We start from the raw sequence: 20,337 nt of genomic DNA, 5'->3' as shown, positions 1-20,337 counted from the left end.
GAACCATGGCAACCGAAATCCTGATGCCCGCCCTGTCGCCGACCATGGAGGAAGGCACGCTGGCCAAATGGCTGGTCAAGGAAGGCGATAGCGTGAAATCCGGCGACATCATCGCCGAGATCGAGACCGACAAGGCCACGATGGAATTCGAGGCGGTCGACGAAGGCATCCTCGGCAAGCTGCTGATCGCCGAGGGCACCCAGGGGGTCAAGGTGAACACCCCCATCGCCGTCCTGGTCGAGGAAGGCGAATCCGTCGATGCCGCCCCCGCACCCAAGGCCGAGCCCGCACCCGCCGAGGCCAGGGCCGAGGCTCCGGCCACTCCCGCGCAGGCCGCGGCCCCCGCGCCGGCCCCGGTCGCGGACCAGTCGCCCGACTGGCCGGAAGGCACGCCGATGAAGACCATGACCGTGCGCGAAGCCCTGCGCGAGGCCATGGAAGAGGAAATGTCCGGCGACGAGACCGTCTTCCTGATGGGCGAGGAAGTCGGCGAATACCAGGGCGCCTACAAGATCAGCCAGGGCCTGCTGGACAAGTTCGGGCCCCGCCGCGTGGTCGATACGCCGATCTCGGAAATCGGCTTCGCCGGCATCGGCACCGGCGCGGCGCTGGCCGGGCTGCGTCCCATCGTCGAGTTCATGACCTTCAACTTCGCCATGCAGGCGATCGACCATATCATCAACTCGGCCGCCAAGACGCTTTACATGTCCGGCGGCCAGATGGGCTGCCCGATCGTCTTCCGCGGCCCGAACGGCGCCGCCGCCCGCGTGGCGGCCCAGCACAGCCAGGACTATGCCGCCTGGTATGCGCAGATCCCCGGCCTCAAGGTGGTGATGCCCTATTCGGCCGCCGACGCCAAGGGCCTGCTCAAGACCGCGATCCGCGACCCGAACCCGGTGATCTTCCTGGAAAACGAGATCCTCTACGGCCGCAGCTTCGAGGTGCCGGACCTGCAGGATTTCACCATCCCCTTCGGCAAGGCCAAGATCGTGCGCCCCGGCCGCGACGTGACCCTGGTCAGCTTCGGCATCGGCATGGTCCATGCGCTGGAGGCGGCCGAAAAGCTGGCCGCCGACGGCATCGAGGCCGAGGTGATCGACCTGCGCACCCTGCGCCCGCTCGACTACGGCACGGTAATCGAATCGGTCAAGCGCACCAACCGCTGCGTGACGGTGGAAGAGGGCTTCCCGGTCGCCTCGATCGGCAACCACCTCTCGGCCCATATCATGGAAAACGCCTTCGACTGGCTCGACGCGCCGGTGATCAACTGCACCGGCAAGGACGTGCCCATGCCCTATGCCGCGAACCTTGAGAAACACGCGCTGATCACCGCCGCCGAGGTCGTCGAGGCGGTGAAAAAAGTCACCTATCGCTAAGGGGAGGGCAGAAGATGCCGACTGAAATCCTGATGCCCGCCCTGTCGCCGACCATGGAGGAAGGCACGCTGGCCAAATGGCTGGTGAAAGAGGGCGACGAGGTCAAATCCGGCGACATCATCGCCGAGATCGAAACCGACAAGGCCACGATGGAGTTCGAGGCCGTCGACGAGGGCCGGATGGGCAAGATCCTGGTGGCCGAGGGCACGGCGGGGGTCAAGGTGAACACCCCCATCGCCGTGCTGCTGGAAGAGGGCGAATCCGCCGATGACATCGCCGCCGCCCCGGCGCCCAAGGCGGAAGCCCAGCCCGAGACGGCGAAAGCCGAAGCCGCCCCGGCAGCGACGGCCACCGCCGCCCCTGCCCCGGCCGCGCCGAAATCGGCCGAAGGCGGGCGCATCTTCGCCTCGCCGCTCGCCCGGCGCATCGCGGCGGAAAAGGGCATCGACCTTGCCGGCGTGACGGGTTCCGGCCCGCATGGCCGCATCGTCAAGGCGGATGTCGAGGGCGCGAAGCCCGGCGCGGCCAAGCCGGCCGCCGCCGAGGCGCCGAAAGCCGCCCCGGCACCCGCCGCGGCCGCAGCCCCGGCCGGCCCCTCGGCCGAAACCATCCTCAAGATCTACGCCGACCGCGAGACCGAGGAAGTGGCGCTCGACGGCATGCGCCGCACCATCGCCGCGCGGCTTTCCGAGGCCAAGCAGACCATCCCGCATTTCTACCTGCGCCGGTCCGCCAAGCTCGACGAGCTGATGAAATTCCGCGCCATGCTGAACAAGCAGCTGGACTCGCGGGGCGTGAAACTGTCGGTCAACGACTTCATCATCAAGGCCTGCGCCCTGGCGCTGCAAGAGGTGCCGGATGCCAATGCCGTCTGGGCCGGCGACCGCATCCTCAAGCTGAAGCCGTCCGACGTGGCCGTCGCCGTCGCGGTCGAGGGCGGGCTCTTCACCCCGGTCCTCAAGGACGCGCAGCAAAAGACGCTCTCGGCGCTCTCGGCCGAGATGAAGGACCTGGCCAACCGCGCCAAGACCAAGAAGCTCGCGCCCCACGAATACCAGGGCGGCAGCTTCGCCATCTCGAACCTCGGCATGTTCGGGATCGAGAATTTCGACGCGGTGATCAACCCGCCGCATGGCGCGATCCTCGCCGTCGGCGCCGGCATCCAGACCCCGGTGGTCGAGAATGGCGAGGTGGTGATCCGCAACGTCATGTCGATGACGCTTTCGGTCGACCACCGGGTGATCGACGGCGCGCTCGGCGCCCAGCTGCTGGAAGCCATCGTCGGGCACCTGGAAAACCCGATGGGCATGCTGGCCTGAACCCGGCTGCCAGGAACGAAGGAAAGGGGGCCCTCGCCGGCCCCCTTTTTCTTTCGTGTCCAAATATCCCGCGGGGGTCCGGGGGCGCGAAGCCCCCGGTCCGGCCTCACTCCCCGGCCGCCTCGGGTGCCGCGTTCAGCCCGATCCGCCGCCGCAGCCAGCCGCCGATGCGCACCTGCCCGCCATGCACGACGGAAAACAGCGAGGGCACGAACAGCAGCGACAGCAGCGTCGACAGCAGCAAGCCCCCGATCACCGCGATGGCCATGGGCGCGCTGAACTCCGCCCCCTCGCCGGTGCCGATGGCCGAGGGCACCATGCCCGCCGTCATGGCGATGGTGGTCATCACGATGGGCCGGGCGCGCTTGTGGACCGCGTCCAGGATCGCCTCGCGCTTCTCGACCCCGCGGTCTATGGCGCTGACCGCGAATTCCACCAGCATGATGGCGTTCTTGGTCACGATCCCCATCAGCATCAGGAAGCCGATCACCACCGCCATGCTGATGGAATTGCCGGTCAGGAACAGCGCCAGGATCGCGCCGCCGATGGCCAGGGGCAGCGACATCAGGATCGAGACCGGGGTGACGAAATTATGAAACAGCAGCACCAGCACGACATAGGTCAGCACCACGCCCGAAACCATCGCCACGGTGAAGGCCTGGAACACCTCGCCCATGATCTCGGCATCGCCCGAGGGCTGGATCTCGGTCCCGGCCGGCAGCTCGACCTGCTGCTGCAAGGCCGTGACCTGCGCGTTCACCGGCCCCAGCAGCGCGCCGCCCGCCAGGTTCGCCGATACCGTGGTGCGATAGCGCCGGTCGTAGCGGCCGATCTCGGTCGCCCCGGCCGAGATCGAGACATCCGCCACCACCTCCAGCGGCACCTGCCCGGCCGAGCTGGGCACCCGCAGGTTGCGCACCGTCATCAGGTCGCGCCGCGCCTCCTGGTCCAGCCGCACCATGATCGGGATCTGCTTGTCGCCGGTGTTGAACTTGGCAAGGTTCGATTCCGTGTCGCCCAACGTCGCCACCCGCAGCGTCGTCGCCAGCGCGCTGGCGGTCACGCCCAGCTGGGCCGCGACCTCGGGGCGGGGATGGACCTGGATCTCGGGCCGCTGCAGGCTGGCCGAGGATGTCACCCCCTCCAGCACCGGCAGGGTCTTCATCGCCGCCATCAGCCGTTCGGCCGCCTGGGCCGCGCCCGCCTCGCTGTCGCCCAGGACCGAGATCGACAGGTCGGCATTGCCCTCTTCGTTCTGGAAATTGATCCGCAGGTCGGGGATCTGCGACAGGTCGCGCTTCAATTCGTCCTCGATCACGAAGCTCGACCGCTCGCGCTCTTCCTTGGGGCCGTAATTGACCATCAGCTTGGCCTTGGCCACGTCGTCCTCGCCGCCGTTGACGAAGACCGAGCGCACTTCGGGCACCGCCTCGATGCGCTGCGAGATCATCCGCGCCGCGGCTTCGGTTTCCGACACCGTGGCGCCGGGCGGCAGCTCGATGCTGATCTGGCTGCGGCCGACATCCGAGGCCGGGATGAACTCGGTCGGCAGCAGCGTGGCGGAATAGATCGAACCGGCGAAGACCCCCAGCCCCATCAGCAGCGTCAGCCCGCGATGGCGCAGCGTCCAGGCCAGCACCGCCATCAGCCCGCGCAGCACCGGCCCGTCGCGTTCCTCGGCCAGGCGGGTGTTGTCGCGCAGGAAATAGGCGGCCAGCATCGGCGTGATCAGCCGCGCCACCAGAAGCGAGAACAGCACCGAGACCGCGACGGTCAGCCCGAACTGCTTGAAATACTGCCCCGGAATCCCGCCCATGAAGCTGACCGGGGCAAAGACCGCGACGATCGAGAAGCTGATGGCGATGACGGTCAGGCCGATCTCGTTCGCGGCCTCCATGCTGGCCTCATAGGCGGGAACGCCCATGTTGATGTGCCGCACGATGTTCTCGATCTCGACGATGGCGTCGTCGACCAGGATGCCGGTGACCAGGGTGATCGCCAAAAGGCTGATGCCGTTCAGCGTGAAGCCCAGCCAATGCATGACGAAGAAGGTCGGGATGATCGACAAGGGCAGCGCCACCGCGGCGATCAGCGTCGCGCGCCAGTTGCGCAGGAACAGGAACACCACCACCACCGCCAGCGCCGCGCCCTCGTAGAGCGTCTCCATGGTCGAGTGATAGCTGCCCGAGGTATAGGTGGTCGCATCGTCGATCAGGGTGATCCGGGTGCCGGGGTTGCGCGCCTCGATCTCGGCGATGCGGGCCTTGGTGCCGTCGCCCGCCTCCAGGTCGGATTCGCCCGAGGCGCGAAAGACGCCGAAGGCCACGACGGGCTGGCCGTCGAGCAGGGCGAACTTGCGTTCCTCGCTGGCGCCGTCGGTGACGCTGCCCAGCTGGTCGAGCCGCACCGTGCGCCCGCCCCCCTCGCCCGAGCCGATCAGGATCGGCGTCGCCGCCAGCCGGGCCACGTCGCCCGCCGATCCCAGCGCGCGAATGGAATATTCCGTGCCGGCCAGGTCGCCGCGCCCGCCGCCCATGTCGATGTTCTTGGCGCGCAGCTGCTCCGAGATCTCGGCCGCCGTCAGCCCGAAGGCCATGATGCGGTCCGGGTCCAGGTCCACGTTGATCTGCCGGTCGGCGCCGCCGATGCGGGTGATGCTGGCCACGCCCGGCACCGTGGACAGGTCGCGCGACACCACGTCGTCGACGAAATCCGACAGTTCCTCGATGCTCATGCCGGGATTGCTGACGGCATAGGTCAGGATCGCCATGCCGCTGACATCGACGCGATGGACCAGCGGCTCGACGATGGATTCGGGCAGGTCGGCGCGGACATTGGCCACCGCGTCCTTGACGTCGTTCACGGCGCGGTCGGTGTCGGTCTCCAGCTCGAACTCGACATAGATCCGCGCCGAACTGTCGGTCGCGGCCGAGGTGATATGCCGCACCCCGGTGATCGAGGCGATGGAATCCTCGATCGGCTGGATCACCTGCCGGGTCAGCTCGCTGGGCGCCGCGCCCGGCTGGTTGACCACCACGCTGACCAGCGGCAGGTCGATGTTCGGCATGGCCGTCACCGCCAGCCGGCTGAAGCTGTAGAACCCCATCATCACCAGCACGAGGAAGATCGCGATAGGCGGCACCGGATGGCGTATGGACCAGGCCGAGAAGTTCATGGCGCCGCCCGTACCTGGTCGCCGCTGCGGAAGAAGGCGCCGGCGCGGGCCACCACCGTCTCGCCCGATGCGACGCCCTCCAGGATCTCGCGCCGGCCCTGCCAGATCAGCCCGCTGCGGACCTCGCGCGTCTCGATCCGGCCGTCCTTGACCACCTGCACCCGCTCGCCCGAGGCATCGGCCAGCACGGCCGATGCGGGCACCGTCACCGCCTGCCGCCGGTCGGTGATGATCCAGCCGCTGGCGAACAGCCCGGTGCGCAGCCGCGGATCGGGGTCCAGCGCGATGCGCGCCGGCCCCAGCCGCGTCACCGGATCGACCGCCGCCGGCGCCAGCCGCAGCTTGCCCTCGACGCGGCCAAGGCCCGCGACCTCGATCTCGGCGGCATCGCCGGGCTTGAGCTGGCTCAGCGCGGTCTCGATCACATCCGCCTCAAGCTCGACCTCGCCGCCGGCGATCAGGGTGAACAGCGGCTCGCCGCCGCCGCCCGGAATGGCGCCTAGCCGGGCGGTCCGCGCCACCACCAGCCCAGCAACCGGGGCGGTGATGCGGGCATGGTCCAGGTTCAGCCGCGCGATGCGCCGCGCCGCATCCGCCTGCGCCACGGCCGCCCGCGCCACGCCCAGCCCGTCCGAGGCCGAGGCCGCCGCCGCGCGCGCCGAAGCCTCGGTGGCGACGGCCTGGTCCAGCACCGCCTGGCTGGCATTGCCGCTTTGCCGCAGGCTGCGGGTGCGCTCCAGCGCCGAGACCGCCTGGGTCAGGCTGGCCTGGGTGCTGGCGATCTGGCTTTCGGCCTGGCTGACACCGGCCTCGGCGCGCTGATATTCGGCCTCGGCCTGCGCCAGCTGCGCCGACAGCACATCCTCGGACAGCCGCGCCAGCACCTGCCCCGCCTCGACACGGTCGCCGACCTCGGCCTCGATGCTGGTGATCTCGTGCCCCGAGACGAGGGCATGGACCTGCACCTCCTGCCGGGCGACCAGCGAGCCCGAGACCGGCACCCGCGCCTCGATCCAGTCCTGCTGGGCCGTGGCCAGCGTGACCACGGGCAATTCGGACTGCTCGACCGCGCCCGCCGTCTCGGCCATGACCGGGCCGACCGGTCCCAGGGACAGGGCAAGCGCCAGCATCGCGATCCCGGTGATCCGGCAGGTTGCCGTCATCGTCCCCTCCAAACCAATCTGCGGCGCAACATAATGGCGCCGGCCATCGGCAACAATGCCGGCCGGGTTTCAGAACGAAACGCTGACGCCGGGTAGGTTCAACTCGCCGATCAGGTCGCGCAGTTCCTGCCGGGCGGCGATGTTGGACATGCTGAGCTGTTCCGTGCCGATGTCCTTGAGATCTAGCAGCGTCAATCCGCGCGGAAACAGCTCGCGGAAGATCACCCGCTCGGAAAAGCCCGGCGCCACGCGAAAGCCGATGCGCCTGGACAGGGTGGCGAGCGCGCCGCCGACCTTGCGCTTGTTGTGCATGGCCTGCGTGCCCAGCCGGTTGCGCAGCACCAGCCAGTCGATCGGCCCGGCCCCCGCCTCGCCGCGCAGCTGGCGAGCGGACCAGACCATCTCGGCATAGATCGAGGGGCCGAGGATCCTGCCCTCGGGCGACATCCGCGCCAGAAGGTCGAAATCGACGAAACTGTCGTTCATCGGCGTGATCAGCGTATCGGCCAGCGTATGCGCCATCTGGCTGAGCCGCGTGTGCGAACCGGGGCAGTCAAGCAGGATGAAGTCGCATTCCGCCTCGAGCGCGGCCACCGCCTGCGACAAAGGGTCCGGGCCGCCCTGGATCTCGGGCTCAAGGCGCCCGAGCAGGGGGGTGGGCAGGTCCAGCCCCTCGCGTTGGGCGAAGGCGGCACGATTCTCCAGGTAGCGGCCGAAGCTGCGCTGGCGCACGTCCAGGTCCAGCGCGCCGACCCGGTGGCCCATGCGGGCCAGCGCGGTCGCCACATGCATCGAGGTCGTGGACTTGCCCGAACCGCCCTTTTCGTTCCCGACCACGATGATATGCGCCACGAATCCCCCTGCGATGCCGGCCCGCGTCGCGCCGGACAATAGGCCGCGCTCGGCACGATGAAAAGCGCCGAGACCGGCCGAATCGCGGCCCGGCGCGCGCTTTTCGCTGCGGGACAGCCCTGCCCCGCCGGCCGTTCAACCATCTGTTCCAGCTTCATTCTTTCATCACGACAAAGCCGGTCGATATTTATCTTGCAAAAGACGATCAGCTATGTCGTTATATAGCCATGCCGGGATCTCCGGCCGGGTCAGTCAAGGGAAGGAGCCAAAGATGACCATGCTGAACCATCTGTCGGCTTTTGCCGATCGCGCGCTGCAGGCCGCCATGCCTGTCTCGCCTCGCTATGCCGTCAGCCTGATCGACCGGCGCACGGGCAAGCCGCATCGCATTTCCGACATTCCGCTGCGGCTGATCACCTGCGACCCCTTCGAGACCGCGCGCGACCTGATGCGCGACCGTGATCCGGCGCGCTGGGACACCGCCATCCATCGCCTCGACCGGAAAGGAGCGATCCAATGATCCACGCCGTTTTCTCCAAGCCGAACCGCGGCTATGCCACCATCGCGCTGTCGCCCTATCAAAGCGCGCAAGGCCCGGTGCTGCGCGAATATCGCGACGGCCGCGTGGTGATCGACACCGGCCGGGGCGAATTGACCGGCCTGGCGCTGAACCGCACGCCCAGCATGCCCGCCTGGATGCCGATCTTCGGCCTGGCCTATTGAGCCGCCGATCCGGCGCGGCCTGCCTGGCCCGACCGCGTCCCCTCCCCTGGGCCGCCCACCGCCCACGAACGAAAAACGCCGCCCCTTTCGGGGCGGCGTTTGCAAGTCCGGTCGGCAGCGGGATCAGAAGCCCAGGCCGGCGTATTTGTTCTTGAACTTCGACACGCGGCCGCCGGTGTCCATCAGCTTGGCCGAGCCGCCGGTCCAGGCCGGGTGCGAGTTCGGGTCGATGTCCAGCGACATGGTGTCGCCTTCCTTGCCCCAGGTCGAGCGCACCTGATAGGTGGTGCCGTCGGTCATCTTGACCTCGATCAGGTGGTAGTCGGGATGGATGTCTGCTTTCATGGCGCGTCTCCTCAGGCCTTGGCTTCGGCTTTGGGCTTGTAGTTGCTGACCTCGGCGATGCGGGCGGACTTGCCGCGGCGATCGCGCAGGTAATACAGCTTGGCGCGGCGGACGCGGCCACGGCGCACGACGGTGATCGAGTCGATGTTGGTCGAGTAGAGCGGGAAGACGCGCTCGACACCCTCGCCGAACGAGATCTTGCGCACGGTGAACGAGGCGCCGATGCCGCCGCCCTTGCGCGAGATGACCACGCCTTCGTACATCTGCACGCGCGTGCGGGTGCCCTCGGTCACCTTGTAGCCGACGCGAACGGTGTCGCCGGCCTTGAAATCGGGGATGTCCTTGCCGAGCGCGGCGATCTGCTCGGCTTCCAGTTGGGCGATCAGGTTCATCGCTTTGGTTCCTTCGGTTGCTCGCGGTAGTCCCGCGATTGGTCTGATGCGCCCGAGAGCTGTCGGTCCTTTGCCGGGTCCACATGAGCCTGCTCATATGCCCGCCACAGGTCGGGGCGGCGTTCCTTGGTCAGCCTTTCGGCCATGTCGTGACGCCAATTGGCAATAGCCGCGTGATTGCCGGACAAAAGCACGTCCGGGATCGCGCGGCCTTCCCAAAGGGCGGGCTTCGTGTACTGCGGATGTTCCAGCAGGCCGCCATGGTCCGGGGAAAAGGATTCCTCGGCCAGAGAGTCCTGATTCCCCAGCACGCGCGGTATAAGGCGAACCGTCGCGTCGATCAAGACCTGAGCCGCCAGTTCCCCGCCGGTCAGGACATAGTCGCCGATGCTGATCTCTTCGACGCCATGGGCGTCCAGCACGCGCTGGTCCACGCCCTCGAACCGGCCGCAGATCAGGGTCATGCCGGGGCCCTGCGCCAGTTCGCGGGCGCGGGCCTGGGTAAAGGGCCTGCCGCGCGGCGACAGATAGATCACCGGCAGGTCGGCCCCCGCCTCGCGCAGCGCCGCATCCATCACGTCGGCGCGGATCACCATGCCGGCGCCGCCGCCGGCGGGCGTGTCGTCCACGTTGCGGTGCTTGCCGATGCCAAAGGGGCGCAGGTCGATGCTGCGCAGGTTCCACAGCCCCTCGGTCAGCGCCCTGCCGGTCAGGGAAAGCCCCAGAACCCCTGGAAAAGCCTCGGGGAAAAGCGTGACGACCTGGGCGGTCCAGGCGCCCCTGACCTGCGGCTCGGCCATCAGGTCGCGCGGCTGCAGGCTGGCGCGGATCGACAGCCGGCCGTGGGATTTCATCGCCCCGCCGGTCATTCCTGCTCGTCCGGCGGGTCGGCGACGATGCGGCCCGCGGCCAGGTCCACCGTGGGCACGAAGGCACGGGTGAAGGGCAGAAGCAGCACCTGCCGCCGGCCGGGTCCGTGGATCTCCAGGATGTCGCCCGCGCCGTGGTCGTAGATCGCGCGGACCTTGCCGATCAGCGCCCCGCCGGTGTCATGGACCGACAGGCCGATCAGGTCGGCATGATAGAATTCGTCGTCCGGCAGGGCCGGAAGCTTGTCGCGGTCGGCCCAGAGCGTCACGCCCTTCAGCGCCTCGGCCTGTTCGCGCGTCTCGACGCCCGACAGCCGGGCGCCAAGCCCGCCCGTCACCGGCCGCGTCAGGCGGACGGTGAACGAGCGGCTGCCGTCTTCGGTATAAAGCGGGGCATATGCGGCAATATCGTTCGGTTGCGAGGTAAAGCTCTTCAGCCTCACCTCGCCCCGGACGCCAAAGGCGCCCGCGATCGCACCGACGCAGACCCGCTCGGTCATTATTCCGAAGCGGCTTCTTCGGCCGGGGCGTTGGCGGCGGCTTCACGCGCGGCGCGCTTTTCGGCGCGTTCCTTGGCGGCCTTGCCGGGCTCGCCCTTCTTCAGGTTCTTGCGCTCGGTCTTTTCCTTGACGCCGGCGGCTTCCAGGAAGCGGGCGACGCGGTCGGTCGGCTGCGCACCCTGCGAGAGCCAGTATTGCACGCGCTCGAGGTTCATCTTGATGCGCTCTTCCGAATCCTTCGGCAAGAGCGGGTTGTAGGTGCCCAGCTTCTCGAGGAAGCGGCCGTCGCGCGGCATGCGCGAATCGGACGCGACGATGGCGTAATGGGGGCGTTTCTTCGAGCCACCACGGGCCAGGCGGATTTTCATTGCCATTGCGTTTTCTCCTTTGGAATGGCGGGGTCGGCGGGGGGAAACCCCGCCTCAGGGGAGGAGTTTCTCGTGATGCCGGATCACTTCGGCGATCACGAAGTTCAGGAATTTGCGCGCGAATTCCGGGTCCAGGTCGGCCTCGCGCGCGAGGCGTTCCAGCCGCTCGATCTGTCTCGCCTCGCGGACGGGATCGGACGGAGGAAGATCGTGTTCGGCCTTCAGGCGGCCGACGGATTGGGTGTGCTTGAACCGCTCGGCCAGCGTATAGACCAGGATCGCGTCCAGCCGGTCGATGCTGGCACGATGCTCCTTGAGCAGGGTCGCGGCGCGGGCGGTCGGATCACTCATTCAGATCTCCAGGGATTGAAATGCGCAGCACCGCATCTACACGGGACGCGCCATTCATGCCGCGGCTCCGGCGGGATGGCGAAAGACATGCGGCGGGGCGCGGTCATCCCCGAAATGCGGCGCCTTGGCCTTGGGATCGCGCAGGGCGCCCAGCCGCCGGGCAAGCGAGATCGAGCGCGCATTGGCCTGGTCGATATAGCTGACCGGCCGCGACCAGCCGAGCGTGCGGATGGCAAAATCGCGCGCCGCCAGGGCCGCTTCCTGCGCATAGCCCCGGCCCTCCAGCCCGGCGGACCACAGCGTCCAGCCGATCTCATGCTCGGGCCAGCCGTCGGGAAACCACGGCCCGACCGCCCCCAGCGCCCGGTCCGATCCACGCTCGGTCAGCACGAACATGCCATAGCCGCGCAGCACCCAATGGCCGATGAAATGGCCAAAGGCGCGCCAGGACTGGCCGGGCTGCACCATCGGCCCGCCGACGAAGCCGGCGCGGTCGCTTTCGAAGAAGTCGCGCCATGCCGGCCAGTCGCCGGCCTGCGGGGCGCGCAGGACCAGCCGCTCGGTCGTCAGCACGGGCGTGTCGGCAAGCCGGATCATGCGTTCACTTCTTCCCGAACAGGCCGGAAAGCCCGCCCGGCAGGCCCATGCCGCCCAACTGGCCGCCCAGCCCCTTGGGGTCTTGCAGCATCCGCGTGGCCTCGGCCATCTTCTCGGGATCGACATTGGCCATGTCGGGCAGCCCGCCGCCCTTGCCGGTCATGGCGCGCATGGCCTGCTTGAGCATGCCGCCCTTGCCCATCTTGCCCAGCTTCTTCATCGTGTCGGCCATCTGCTTCTGCATCTTCAGAAGCTTGTTGAGTTCCGACACTTCCATGCCCGCGCCGGCGGCGATGCGCTTCTTGCGGCTGGCCTGCAGCAGGTCGGGATTGGCGCGTTCCTTTTTCGTCATCGAGTTGATCAGCGCGATCTGGCGCTTGATCGCCTTGTCGTCGAAACCGGCGGCCTCGGCCTGCTTGGCCATCTTGCCCATGCCGGGCATCATGCCCATGATCGACTGCATCCCGCCCATCTTGAGCATCTGCTCAAGCTGGTTGCGCAGGTCGTTCATGTTGAACATGCCCTTCTGGAAGCGCTTCATCATGCGCTCGGCCTGCTCGACCTCCAGCACCTCCTGCGCCTTCTCGACCAGGGCGACGATGTCGCCCATCCCGAGGATGCGGCCGGCGATACGCTGCGCGTCAAAGACCTCCAGCGCATCCATCTTTTCGCCCAGGCCGACGAAGCGGATCGGCTTGCCGGTCACGGCGCGCATCGACAGCGCGGCGCCGCCGCGACCGTCGCCGTCCATCCGGGTCAGCACGACGCCCGAGATGCCGACCTTGCCGTCGAATTCGCTGGCGACGTTCACCGCGTCCTGGCCGGTCAACCCGTCGACGACCAGCAGCGTCTCGCGCGGGCTGGCCACGTCGCGGACCGCCTGCACCTCGTCCATCAGCACTTCGTCGATATGCAGCCGGCCGGCGGTGTCGAGCATGTAGACGTCATAGCCGCCCAGCGTCGCCTGCTGCTTGGCGCGCCTGGCGATCTGCACCGCATTCTCGCCCGGCACGATGGGCAGGGTATCGACGCCGATCTGCTGGCCCAGGATCGCCAGCTGCTCCATGGCGGCCGGACGGTTGGTGTCCAGCGAGGCCATCAGCACCCGCTTCTTCTCGCGGTCCTTCAGGCGCTTGGCCAGCTTGGCCGTGGTGGTGGTCTTGCCCGAGCCCTGCAGGCCGACCATCAGGATCGGCGCCGGGGGATTGTCGATGCGCAGCGCATCGGGCGCGCCCTCGCCCTGCAAGACCTTGATCAGCTCGTCATGGACGATCTTGACGACCTGCTGGCCGGGGGTGATCGACTTGGTGACGGCCGCGCCGGTGGCCTTCTGCGTCACCGCCTTGACGAAGCTGCGCGCCACGGGCAGCGAGACGTCGGCCTCCAGCAGCGCGACGCGCACCTCGCGCATGGCGGCGGCCACGTCATCCTCGGACAGCGCGCCCTGCTTGGTCAGCCGGTCGAAGACGCCGCCAAGGCGGTCGGACAGGTTTTCAAACATCGGCGGCCCTCCAATGGTTGCCGTTTGCCCGAGGAACACGGGCGCGAATAAACAGGTGCGCCCCCGTGGGCGCAACGCGCTGACGGGGGGCGATCCCCGGACAAGGCGCGGGGACCGGAAGGACAGACCTTCCGGGAATCCCGGCGTGGATAGGGCCAATGCCCGCCAAAGTCAAGCGCGCCCCGGTTGACCCTGCCCCGGCTTTGGTGAAAACCTCGCGCCCCGGAGGACCGAGCCATGACCCATCCCATCAGCCGCTTTCCCGTGCCCTCGCTGGACGAGATGCCCGAAGACATCGCCCTGCGCATCCGCAAGGTGGCCGAGAAATCGGGCTTCGTCCCGAACGTCTTCCTGGCGCTGGCGCATCGCCCGGACGAGTTCCGCGCCTTCTTCGCCTACCACGACGCGCTGATGGAGCGCGAGGGCGGCCTCACCAAGGCCGAGCGCGAATTGATCGTGGTCGCGACCTCGGGGCTGAACCAGTGCCAGTATTGCGTGGTCGCGCATGGCGCCATCCTGCGCATCCGGGCAAAGAACGCCTTCATCGCCGACCAGGTGGCGGTGAACTGGCGCAAGGCCGACCTCACGCCACGCGAACGCGCCATGCTGGCCTATGCCGAAAAGGTGGCGCTGAACGCGCAAGGGATCGACGAGGCGGATCATGTCGCGCTGCGCGAGGCCGGCTTCGACCAGGACGAGATCTGGGACATCGGCGCCATCGCCGCCTTCTTCGGCATGTCGAACCGGCTGGTGAACGCGGGCGACATCCGGCCGAACGACGAATTCTACATGCTCGGGCGCGGCTGATGGCCGAGCTTTCGGCGGTGCCGCAGATGCGGCGCGAGGCGTTGCAGGGCCATGCGGCGATGCTGCTGTTCTCGGCCGCGATCGCGGGCTCCTTCTCGCTGGGCGCACGGGCGGCGAACCTGATCGACCCGGCGGCGATCTCGGCCGCGCGCTTCGCCATCGCCGCGGGCGTGGTCGGCGGCGTGGCCATGGCCGGGCCGGGCATCCCGCGGGAAACCTTCCGCGCGCCCTGGCGCTACCTGGTGCTGGGCGGGCTCTTCGCCGCCTATTTCGTGCTGATGTTCGAGGGGCTGAAAACCGCGTTGCCGGTCTCGGCGGCGGCGGTGTTCACGCTGACGCCGCTGATGTCGGCGGGCTTCGGCTGGCTTTTGATGCGGCAGCGCATGACCGGGCGCATCGCATTGGCGCTGGCGCTGGGGGCGGCGGGCTCGCTCTGGGTGATCTTCGGCGGCGACGCGGCGGCACTGATGCGGCTCGAGTTCCGCCGCGGCGAGGCGATCTACCTGGTCGGCTGCGCGGCCCATGCGCTCTATACCCCGATGGTGCGCCGGCTGAACCGGGGCGAGACGCCGATCGTCTCGACCTTCGCCACGCTCTGCGCCGGGGGGCTGATCCTGCTTGTCTGGGGCGGCCGGGCGATCCTCGACACGGATTGGGCGCATCTGCCGGCCATCGTCTGGGTCACGCTGCTCTATGTCGCGATCTTCGCCAGCGCGCTGACCACGGCGCTGGTGCAATTCGCCACCATGCGGCTGCCCTCGTCCAAGGTGATGGCCTATACCTACCTGACGCCGATCTGGGTGATCGGGCTCGAGGCCGCATTGACCCGCGGCCTGCCGCCGCTCGCCGTGATGCCCGGGGTGCTGGCGACCGTCGCCGCGCTGCTTTTGCTGCTGAAGGACTGACGGCGCGGTTGCAATATGGGTATTTGGACAACGAAGAAGCCGAGGGCGCGGTGCCGGACTTCTTCGTTGCTCAAATACCCATGCGGCCGTGCCACCGGCTCAGGCGGCCGCCTCCTCGGGCTCGGCCAGGGCCACGATGTCCATCATGATCCGGTTGAGCTCAAAATCCTTGGGCGTATAGACCCGCGCCACGCCCATCTTCAGCAGCCTGGCGGCATCCTCGTCGGGAATGATGCCGCCGACCACCACCGGGACATGCGCCAGGCCGGCGGCACGCATCCGCTCCATCAGATCCTCGATCAGCGGCAGGTGGCTGCCCGACAGGATCGACAGGCCGACGACATGGGCATTGTCCTCGGCGGCGCGGGTCACGATCTGCTCGGGGGTCAGGCGGATGCCTTCATAGGTGATGTCCATGCCGCAATCGCGGGCGCGGAAGGCGATCTGCTCGGCGCCGTTGGAATGGCCGTCGAGGCCGGGCTTGCCGACCAGGAACTTCAGCCGCCGGCCAAGGCGGCGGCTGACCGCATCCACGGCCTCGCGAATCGGCTCCAGCCCCTCGGTGCGGTTCGAGGGGCTGGCCGAGACCCCCGTCGGGCCGCGATATTCGCCATGCACCTGGCGCATCACCGCCGCCCATTCGCCGGTCGTGGCGCCTGCCTTGGCGGCGGCGATGGAAAACGGCATCACATTCTGCCCCCTCTGCGCGGCATCGCGCAGCGCGGCGAGGGCGGCCTCGACGGCCGTCTCGTCGCGCGCTTCGCGCCAGGCGCGCAGCCGGGCGATCTGGTCCTGCTCGACCGCCGGGTCCACCACCATGATGCCGCCATCGCCCGCGGTCAGCGGCGAGGGCTCGCCCTGCTGCCAGCGGTTCACGCCGACGACCACCGTCTCGTTCGCCTCGATGCGATTCAACCGCTCGGCATTGGATTCGACCAGCCGCGACTTCATGTATTCGATGGCGGCGATGGCGCCTCCCATCTCGTCCAGCGTCGCCAGCTCCGCGCGGGCGCCGGATTTCAGCTCCTCGACCTTGGCGGCGATCACCGGATTGCCGTCGAAAAGGTCGCCGTACTCCAGCAGGTCCGTCTCGTAGGCGACGATCTGTTGCATGCGCAGCGACCATTGCTGGTCCCAGGGCCGCGGCAGGCCAAGCGCCTCGTTCCAGGCCGGCAGCTGCACGGCGCGGGCGCGGGCGTTCTTCGACAGCGTGACGGCCAGCATCTCCAGGAGGATGCGATAGACGTTGTTTTCTGGCTGCTGCTCGGTCAGGCCCAGGCTGTTCACCTGCACGCCATAGCGGAAGCGGCGGTATTTCTCTTCCTCGATGCCATAGCGGTCGCGGCAGATCTCGTCCCAGAGCTCGGTGAAGGCGCGCATCTTGCACAGCTCGGTCACGAAGCGGATGCCGGCGTTCACGAAGAACGAGATCCGCCCGACCATGGCGGGGAAATCCTGCGGCTCGACCTTGGTCTTCAGGTCGTCCAGCACGGCGATGCCGGTCGCGAGCGCATAGGCCAGTTCCTGCTCGGGCGTCGCCCCCGCCTCCTGCAGGTGATACGAGCAGACGTTCATCGGGTTCCATTTCGGCAGGTGCTTCGCCGTATAGGCCGCGACGTCGGTGATCATCCTGAGCGAGGGCCTGGGCGGGCAGATATAGGTGCCGCGCGACAGGTATTCCTTGATGATGTCGTTTTGCACCGTGCCTTGCAGCCTGGCGATGTCGGCGCCCTGTTCCTCGGCCACGGCGATATAGAGCGACAAGAGCCAGGGCGCCGTCGCGTTGATCGTCATCGAGGTGTTCATCTGCTCCAGCGGGATCTGGTCGAAGAGCATGCGCATGTCGCCCAGGTGGCAGACGGGCACGCCGACCTTGCCGACCTCGCCGCGCGCCAGGACGTGGTCGCTGTCGTAGCCGGTCTGGGTCGGCAGGTCGAAGGCCACCGACAGGCCGGTCTGCCCCTTGGCGAGGTTGCCCCGATAGAGTGCGTTGGATTTCTCGGCGGTCGAATGGCCCGCATAGGTGCGGAAAAGCCAGGGTTTGTCTTTCTCGGCCACGATCTGCCCTCGCAACAATATTACGACTGGTGAAGCGATAACGTAATAATCATGCCCAGTCAATTCGCCGCAACGCAGAAAGGATTTTTTGCCGCGCTCCGCCTTGGCGCGGGCTGAATCGGCAGGCGATCAAGGCCCATTTTGGGGATTTCGCCGCCCATTTCCCAGGTCATTAGCGCCCACCCGATCCGCTCAATCAGTTATTGTGTTTTATTACAATTAGTTACCTGATCGACCCGAAACCGGCAGTTCGGGTCGCTCATCGCTCTGCCTGGCGACCACCCTGGCGCCTCTCCCGTTGACGAAGCAGCCCCTGCCGAAGATGGTCGCGGCATGCCCTCGGGGGTGGCGGCAATGCAGATGCAGAAGACCGCCACTCGCTCCGGGCCCCACCCGTTCCGACCCTCTCCGCCGGGAAAGCGCCGCTCTCCCGAACGGGAACGGCTTGTCTTTGAAGGTGCGCCGTCATGCCTGTCGATACAGCCTTGCCCATGACCCGCATTCCCTTCGTCGAACTGCGGTTTCCTCCGGAAGGCCGGTCCCAGGCCGAGATCCAGTCGCGCTTGCGGCGGCACTACCAGCGCCTGCGTGCCAGGCGCGACGGGATCGACCCGCCGATGAGGGCGGATGGACGGTCGATGAAACAGGCTGGCTGGACCGTCTGGATGACATTGATATCCCCTGGTCCGCGAGGCAACGCCTCCAGCGCCGCGCCGCCTGTCTGGCAGCGCGATCAGAGGCCATCTCCGGCCTCCAGCACCTCGCCCGGAAAGACCGCGAGAGGCTTGAGGTATTCCGTGAAGGGGCAAAGGCTGATCCGGATCCCCAGCGAGCATCGTGCCGATGAGATCGCTGCCGAAATCCACGCCGACATGTCGTGGATGGCACGGGCGACCGAAACGCCAAGGCGCATGTAGAGCGCACAGCGAGCGATAAGCTCCTCATGGCGGCCGCTGTCGATGAGGCGGCCAGCCTCGATCACCGCGATCCGGTCGGCGTGCCGGATGGTGTGCAGCCGATGCGCCACCACGACCACGGTGCGGCCCCGTTTCAGCACATCGAGCGCCGCCAGAACCTCGGCCCCGTTCTCGGGGTCGAGGGCGGCGGTCGCCTCGTCCAGAAGCAGCGCGGGCGCATCGCGCAGCATGGCACGGGCGATGGCGACCCGCTGGCGCTCGCCGCCCGAAAGGTTGCGCCCGCCCTCGCCGACCGGGCTGTCGAGACCCAGGGGCAGCACCCTGGCAAATCCCGTGACCTGCGCGCGCCGGGCCGCCTCATCCACCTCGGCATCCGAGGCCGAGGGCCGGCCCGCGCGGATATTCTCGCGGATGGTCGCATCGGTCAGCCATGCCCGTTGCAGCACGGCCGAGAACCGTGCAGGCAGCATGGCGCCCGGAATTCGCCGCAGACCGGCGCCGCCCAGGGTGATCCGGCCTGCATCCGGGTCCATCACCCGCAAAAGCGTCGTCTTGCCCGCCCCCGATGGGCCGACGATGGCGAGCATGCCCCCGTCGGGGACAGAAAGGCTGATATCCTGCAGGATCACCCTTTCGCCCGGCGACAGCGCCACCCGTTCCAGGGCAAGACTGTTTCCGCGCGGGACTCCGGCGGGCTCGAGTTGCTCCAAAAGGGGAATGCCGCGGATCTTGGCCATCCGCGCCATCGCGGCCTTCATCCGCCAGGTGAAGTTCCCGGCGGTAAAGATCAGCCGCAGGGCCGAGGCGTTCAGGCCAAGCAGCAGGATCAGCACCAGATCCTGCGCGGAGGCATCGCCGCCAAGGAAAACCGCTGCACCGACCGGAAACAGCACCAGCACGTTGCCGCGCAGCCCGGTATGCAGCAGGCTCATCTGCCAGAGCGACGCGGTTCCGGCGCGATACCCCGTCTCGCGCACTGCCGCGACCGCCTGCTCATGGGCATCAAAGCCGCGCTCGGCACCGACAAAGGCGCGGATTACCGCGATTCCGCCGACCAGATGGCGCGTAGCTTCGCGCAGCCGGGCCAGGGCGGCATACCAGCGACCGTAATCCTCTCGTGGGGCGCATATCGTCAGTGGATAGCGCCAAAGCAACAGCGGAAACAGCGTCACCGCCGCCAGCGCAAGCCGCCAATCGATCGGTGCAAGGGCTGCGAAGGTCAGACAGGGCAGCGCAATGCTCTGAGCCGGATCGGGAATGGCAGGGGCGATCGAATCCTCGATCTGGTCGATATCCTCGATCACGAGACGGCGCAGATCGGCGGTGCCCCGGCGGTCCGCGACCGCCCGCGGCAAGACCGCGATCCCGTCCACCAGCTCGTTGCGCAGGCGGAACAGCAAGGTGAAAGCCGCGCTGTGGGAAATGGTGGTGGAAGCTGACAGAAGCAGCGACTTCGCAGCCAGCGCCGTGATCGCCGCCAGCGTAGCCTGCAAGACCTGCGCCGCAGTCACCGGCTCCGCCAGCGCCTTGCCCGCGAGCCACCAGATCGCAAGAAAGGGGCCGAGCCCTGCCGCAGCCCCTATGATCGCCAGCGTGGCCGATATTGCCAGACGAATCCGAACGCCAGTGATCGGAGTCGCCACGCCGGCCCTCTCTCCTTGTCGAAATGGTTTTCGTCCCCATGCCAGCGCAAATCCGACACGGCTTTCGTGTGCCGGTATCTTGGTTTTGGCGCATCAAATGCCTGAAGCCGCGCCCCAAGCCCCGTCACCTTATATGGACCGCCATCAATCATTCGGTCGCGGCTGGAAAGAAGGCTCAGTGGGAGGTAAAGAGTTCCACGCATCGTTAGCGGCAGCAGTGATGCACGGGCCATTCAGCCTAGCCGTAGACATCACTCGAACTGAGCCGTTTCGAATCTTGAGCATCACCACGGAGCCAATGTAGCCTTGTGTAGTGCTCATTCATTGCCCGCATCCTACCTCGGCCAACTTGAAGCACGGGGAAGCCCGACCCGATCTTTCGCAAAATGATTTGAAATCAATTTATTAATGGCGCTCAAGGCAAGCCGGATGGTTTGATTCACAGTCCAGGCTGTCAACGGCGGAGTAAAACCCGG

At 67.6% G+C, this 20,337-nt stretch carries 19 protein-coding genes; 6 read left to right on the top strand and 13 right to left on the bottom strand.

Annotated features, from left to right (window positions below; translation table 11 throughout):
• Nucleotides 1-5 precede the first annotated feature (5 nt).
• Together FE811_RS16190 and FE811_RS16185 are read left to right on the top strand one after the other, a co-directional pair.
• Nucleotides 6-1,376, top strand: coding sequence for a pyruvate dehydrogenase complex E1 component subunit beta (locus tag FE811_RS16190; protein WP_116221145.1), 1,371 nt, complete (start codon nucleotides 6-8; stop codon nucleotides 1,374-1,376).
• Between the two features lie 14 nt (nucleotides 1,377-1,390).
• Nucleotides 1,391-2,695, top strand: coding sequence for a pyruvate dehydrogenase complex dihydrolipoamide acetyltransferase (locus tag FE811_RS16185; protein ID WP_116221146.1), 1,305 nt, complete (start codon nucleotides 1,391-1,393; stop codon nucleotides 2,693-2,695).
• Nucleotides 2,696-2,801: 106 nt separating this feature from the next.
• Here the strand turns inward: FE811_RS16185 and FE811_RS16180 are convergent, their stop codons facing one another.
• The 3 genes from FE811_RS16180 to FE811_RS16170 form a co-directional block, all read right to left on the bottom strand.
• Nucleotides 2,802-5,870: an efflux RND transporter permease subunit gene (locus tag FE811_RS16180; protein ID WP_114537230.1), complete on the bottom strand. Its 3,069-nt coding sequence runs from the start codon at nucleotides 5,868-5,870 to the stop codon at nucleotides 2,802-2,804.
• Nucleotides 5,867-7,033: an efflux RND transporter periplasmic adaptor subunit gene (locus tag FE811_RS16175; protein WP_116221147.1), complete on the bottom strand. Its 1,167-nt coding sequence runs from the start codon at nucleotides 7,031-7,033 to the stop codon at nucleotides 5,867-5,869. Before FE811_RS16175 ends, FE811_RS16180 begins: the two co-directional genes overlap by 4 nt.
• Nucleotides 7,034-7,102: 69 nt before the next feature.
• A complete protein-coding gene (locus FE811_RS16170; protein WP_072460848.1) occupies nucleotides 7,103-7,885 on the bottom strand; it encodes a division plane positioning ATPase MipZ in 783 nt (260 codons plus the stop codon).
• 271 nt (nucleotides 7,886-8,156) lie between these two features.
• Here FE811_RS16170 and FE811_RS16165 point away from each other — a divergent pair, with 271 nt between their 5' ends.
• Both FE811_RS16165 and FE811_RS16160 read left to right on the top strand, forming a co-directional pair.
• The gene (locus FE811_RS16165) at nucleotides 8,157-8,405 is read left to right on the top strand and encodes a hypothetical protein (protein ID WP_036755737.1); all 249 of its coding nucleotides are present in this window, start codon (nucleotides 8,157-8,159) and stop codon (nucleotides 8,403-8,405) included.
• Nucleotides 8,402-8,608 carry a hypothetical protein gene (locus FE811_RS16160; RefSeq protein WP_036755739.1) on the top strand — a complete coding sequence of 69 codons (207 nt, stop codon included), beginning with the start codon at nucleotides 8,402-8,404 and terminating at the stop codon, nucleotides 8,606-8,608. The genes FE811_RS16165 and FE811_RS16160 overlap by 4 nt, the downstream gene beginning before the upstream one ends.
• Before the next feature lie 123 nt (nucleotides 8,609-8,731).
• On the opposite strand, the gene rpmE is transcribed toward FE811_RS16160, so the two are convergent.
• The 8 genes from rpmE to ffh are packed head-to-tail and all read right to left on the bottom strand — an operon-like array spanning nucleotide 8,732 to nucleotide 13,531.
• Entirely contained in the window at nucleotides 8,732-8,953 is a 222-nt protein-coding gene (gene rpmE / locus FE811_RS16155; RefSeq protein ID WP_011750118.1) for a 50S ribosomal protein L31, read from the bottom strand.
• 11 nt (nucleotides 8,954-8,964) lie between these two features.
• Nucleotides 8,965-9,345 (bottom strand): 50S ribosomal protein L19, encoded by a 381-nt coding sequence (gene rplS / locus FE811_RS16150; RefSeq protein ID WP_024844932.1) that lies wholly within the window; start codon nucleotides 9,343-9,345, stop codon nucleotides 8,965-8,967.
• The gene (gene trmD, locus FE811_RS16145; RefSeq protein ID WP_036755741.1) at nucleotides 9,342-10,214 is read right to left on the bottom strand and encodes a tRNA (guanosine(37)-N1)-methyltransferase TrmD; all 873 of its coding nucleotides are present in this window, start codon (nucleotides 10,212-10,214) and stop codon (nucleotides 9,342-9,344) included. The genes rplS and trmD overlap by 4 nt, the downstream gene beginning before the upstream one ends.
• Nucleotides 10,211-10,714, bottom strand: a complete 504-nt coding sequence (rimM, locus tag FE811_RS16140; protein WP_036755743.1) for a ribosome maturation factor RimM — start codon at nucleotides 10,712-10,714, stop codon at nucleotides 10,211-10,213. Before rimM ends, trmD begins: the two co-directional genes overlap by 4 nt.
• The gene (rpsP, locus tag FE811_RS16135) at nucleotides 10,714-11,088 is read right to left on the bottom strand and encodes a 30S ribosomal protein S16 (RefSeq protein WP_036755747.1); all 375 of its coding nucleotides are present in this window, start codon (nucleotides 11,086-11,088) and stop codon (nucleotides 10,714-10,716) included. The genes rimM and rpsP overlap by 1 nt, the downstream gene beginning before the upstream one ends.
• A gap of 48 nt (nucleotides 11,089-11,136) precedes the next feature.
• The gene (locus FE811_RS16130; protein WP_036755750.1) at nucleotides 11,137-11,433 is read right to left on the bottom strand and encodes a chorismate mutase; all 297 of its coding nucleotides are present in this window, start codon (nucleotides 11,431-11,433) and stop codon (nucleotides 11,137-11,139) included.
• 54 nt (nucleotides 11,434-11,487) lie between these two features.
• On the bottom strand, nucleotides 11,488-12,030 hold the full coding sequence (locus FE811_RS16125; RefSeq protein WP_116221148.1) for a GNAT family N-acetyltransferase: 543 nt from the start codon (nucleotides 12,028-12,030) through the stop codon (nucleotides 11,488-11,490).
• Between the two features lie 4 nt (nucleotides 12,031-12,034).
• Entirely contained in the window at nucleotides 12,035-13,531 is a 1,497-nt protein-coding gene (gene ffh, locus FE811_RS16120) for a signal recognition particle protein (RefSeq protein WP_036755754.1), read from the bottom strand.
• Between the two features lie 237 nt (nucleotides 13,532-13,768).
• On the opposite strand from ffh, the gene FE811_RS16115 reads away from it, so the two are divergent.
• Nucleotides 13,769-14,338: a peroxidase-related enzyme gene (locus FE811_RS16115; protein ID WP_036755757.1), complete on the top strand. Its 570-nt coding sequence runs from the start codon at nucleotides 13,769-13,771 to the stop codon at nucleotides 14,336-14,338.
• Nucleotides 14,338-15,243, top strand: coding sequence for a DMT family transporter (locus tag FE811_RS16110; protein WP_116221149.1), 906 nt, complete (start codon nucleotides 14,338-14,340; stop codon nucleotides 15,241-15,243). The genes FE811_RS16115 and FE811_RS16110 overlap by 1 nt, the downstream gene beginning before the upstream one ends.
• Before the next feature lie 99 nt (nucleotides 15,244-15,342).
• On the opposite strand, the gene FE811_RS16105 is transcribed toward FE811_RS16110, so the two are convergent.
• Nucleotides 15,343-17,301 carry a protein meaA gene (locus FE811_RS16105; protein WP_140848141.1) on the bottom strand — a complete coding sequence of 653 codons (1,959 nt, stop codon included), beginning with the start codon at nucleotides 17,299-17,301 and terminating at the stop codon, nucleotides 15,343-15,345.
• Between the two features lie 733 nt (nucleotides 17,302-18,034).
• Nucleotides 18,035-19,861, bottom strand: a complete 1,827-nt coding sequence (locus FE811_RS16100; protein ID WP_116221150.1) for an ABC transporter ATP-binding protein — start codon at nucleotides 19,859-19,861, stop codon at nucleotides 18,035-18,037.
• Between the last annotated feature and the right edge of the window lie 476 nt (nucleotides 19,862-20,337).

It is taken from the genome of Paracoccus sp. FO-3 (genome assembly GCF_006386455.1).
GTDB classification, from domain to species: Bacteria; Pseudomonadota; Alphaproteobacteria; order Rhodobacterales; family Rhodobacteraceae; genus Paracoccus; species Paracoccus versutus.
Note: the sequence above shows the minus strand (reverse complement) of the source record. Positions and strands in the feature narration are given on the sequence as shown.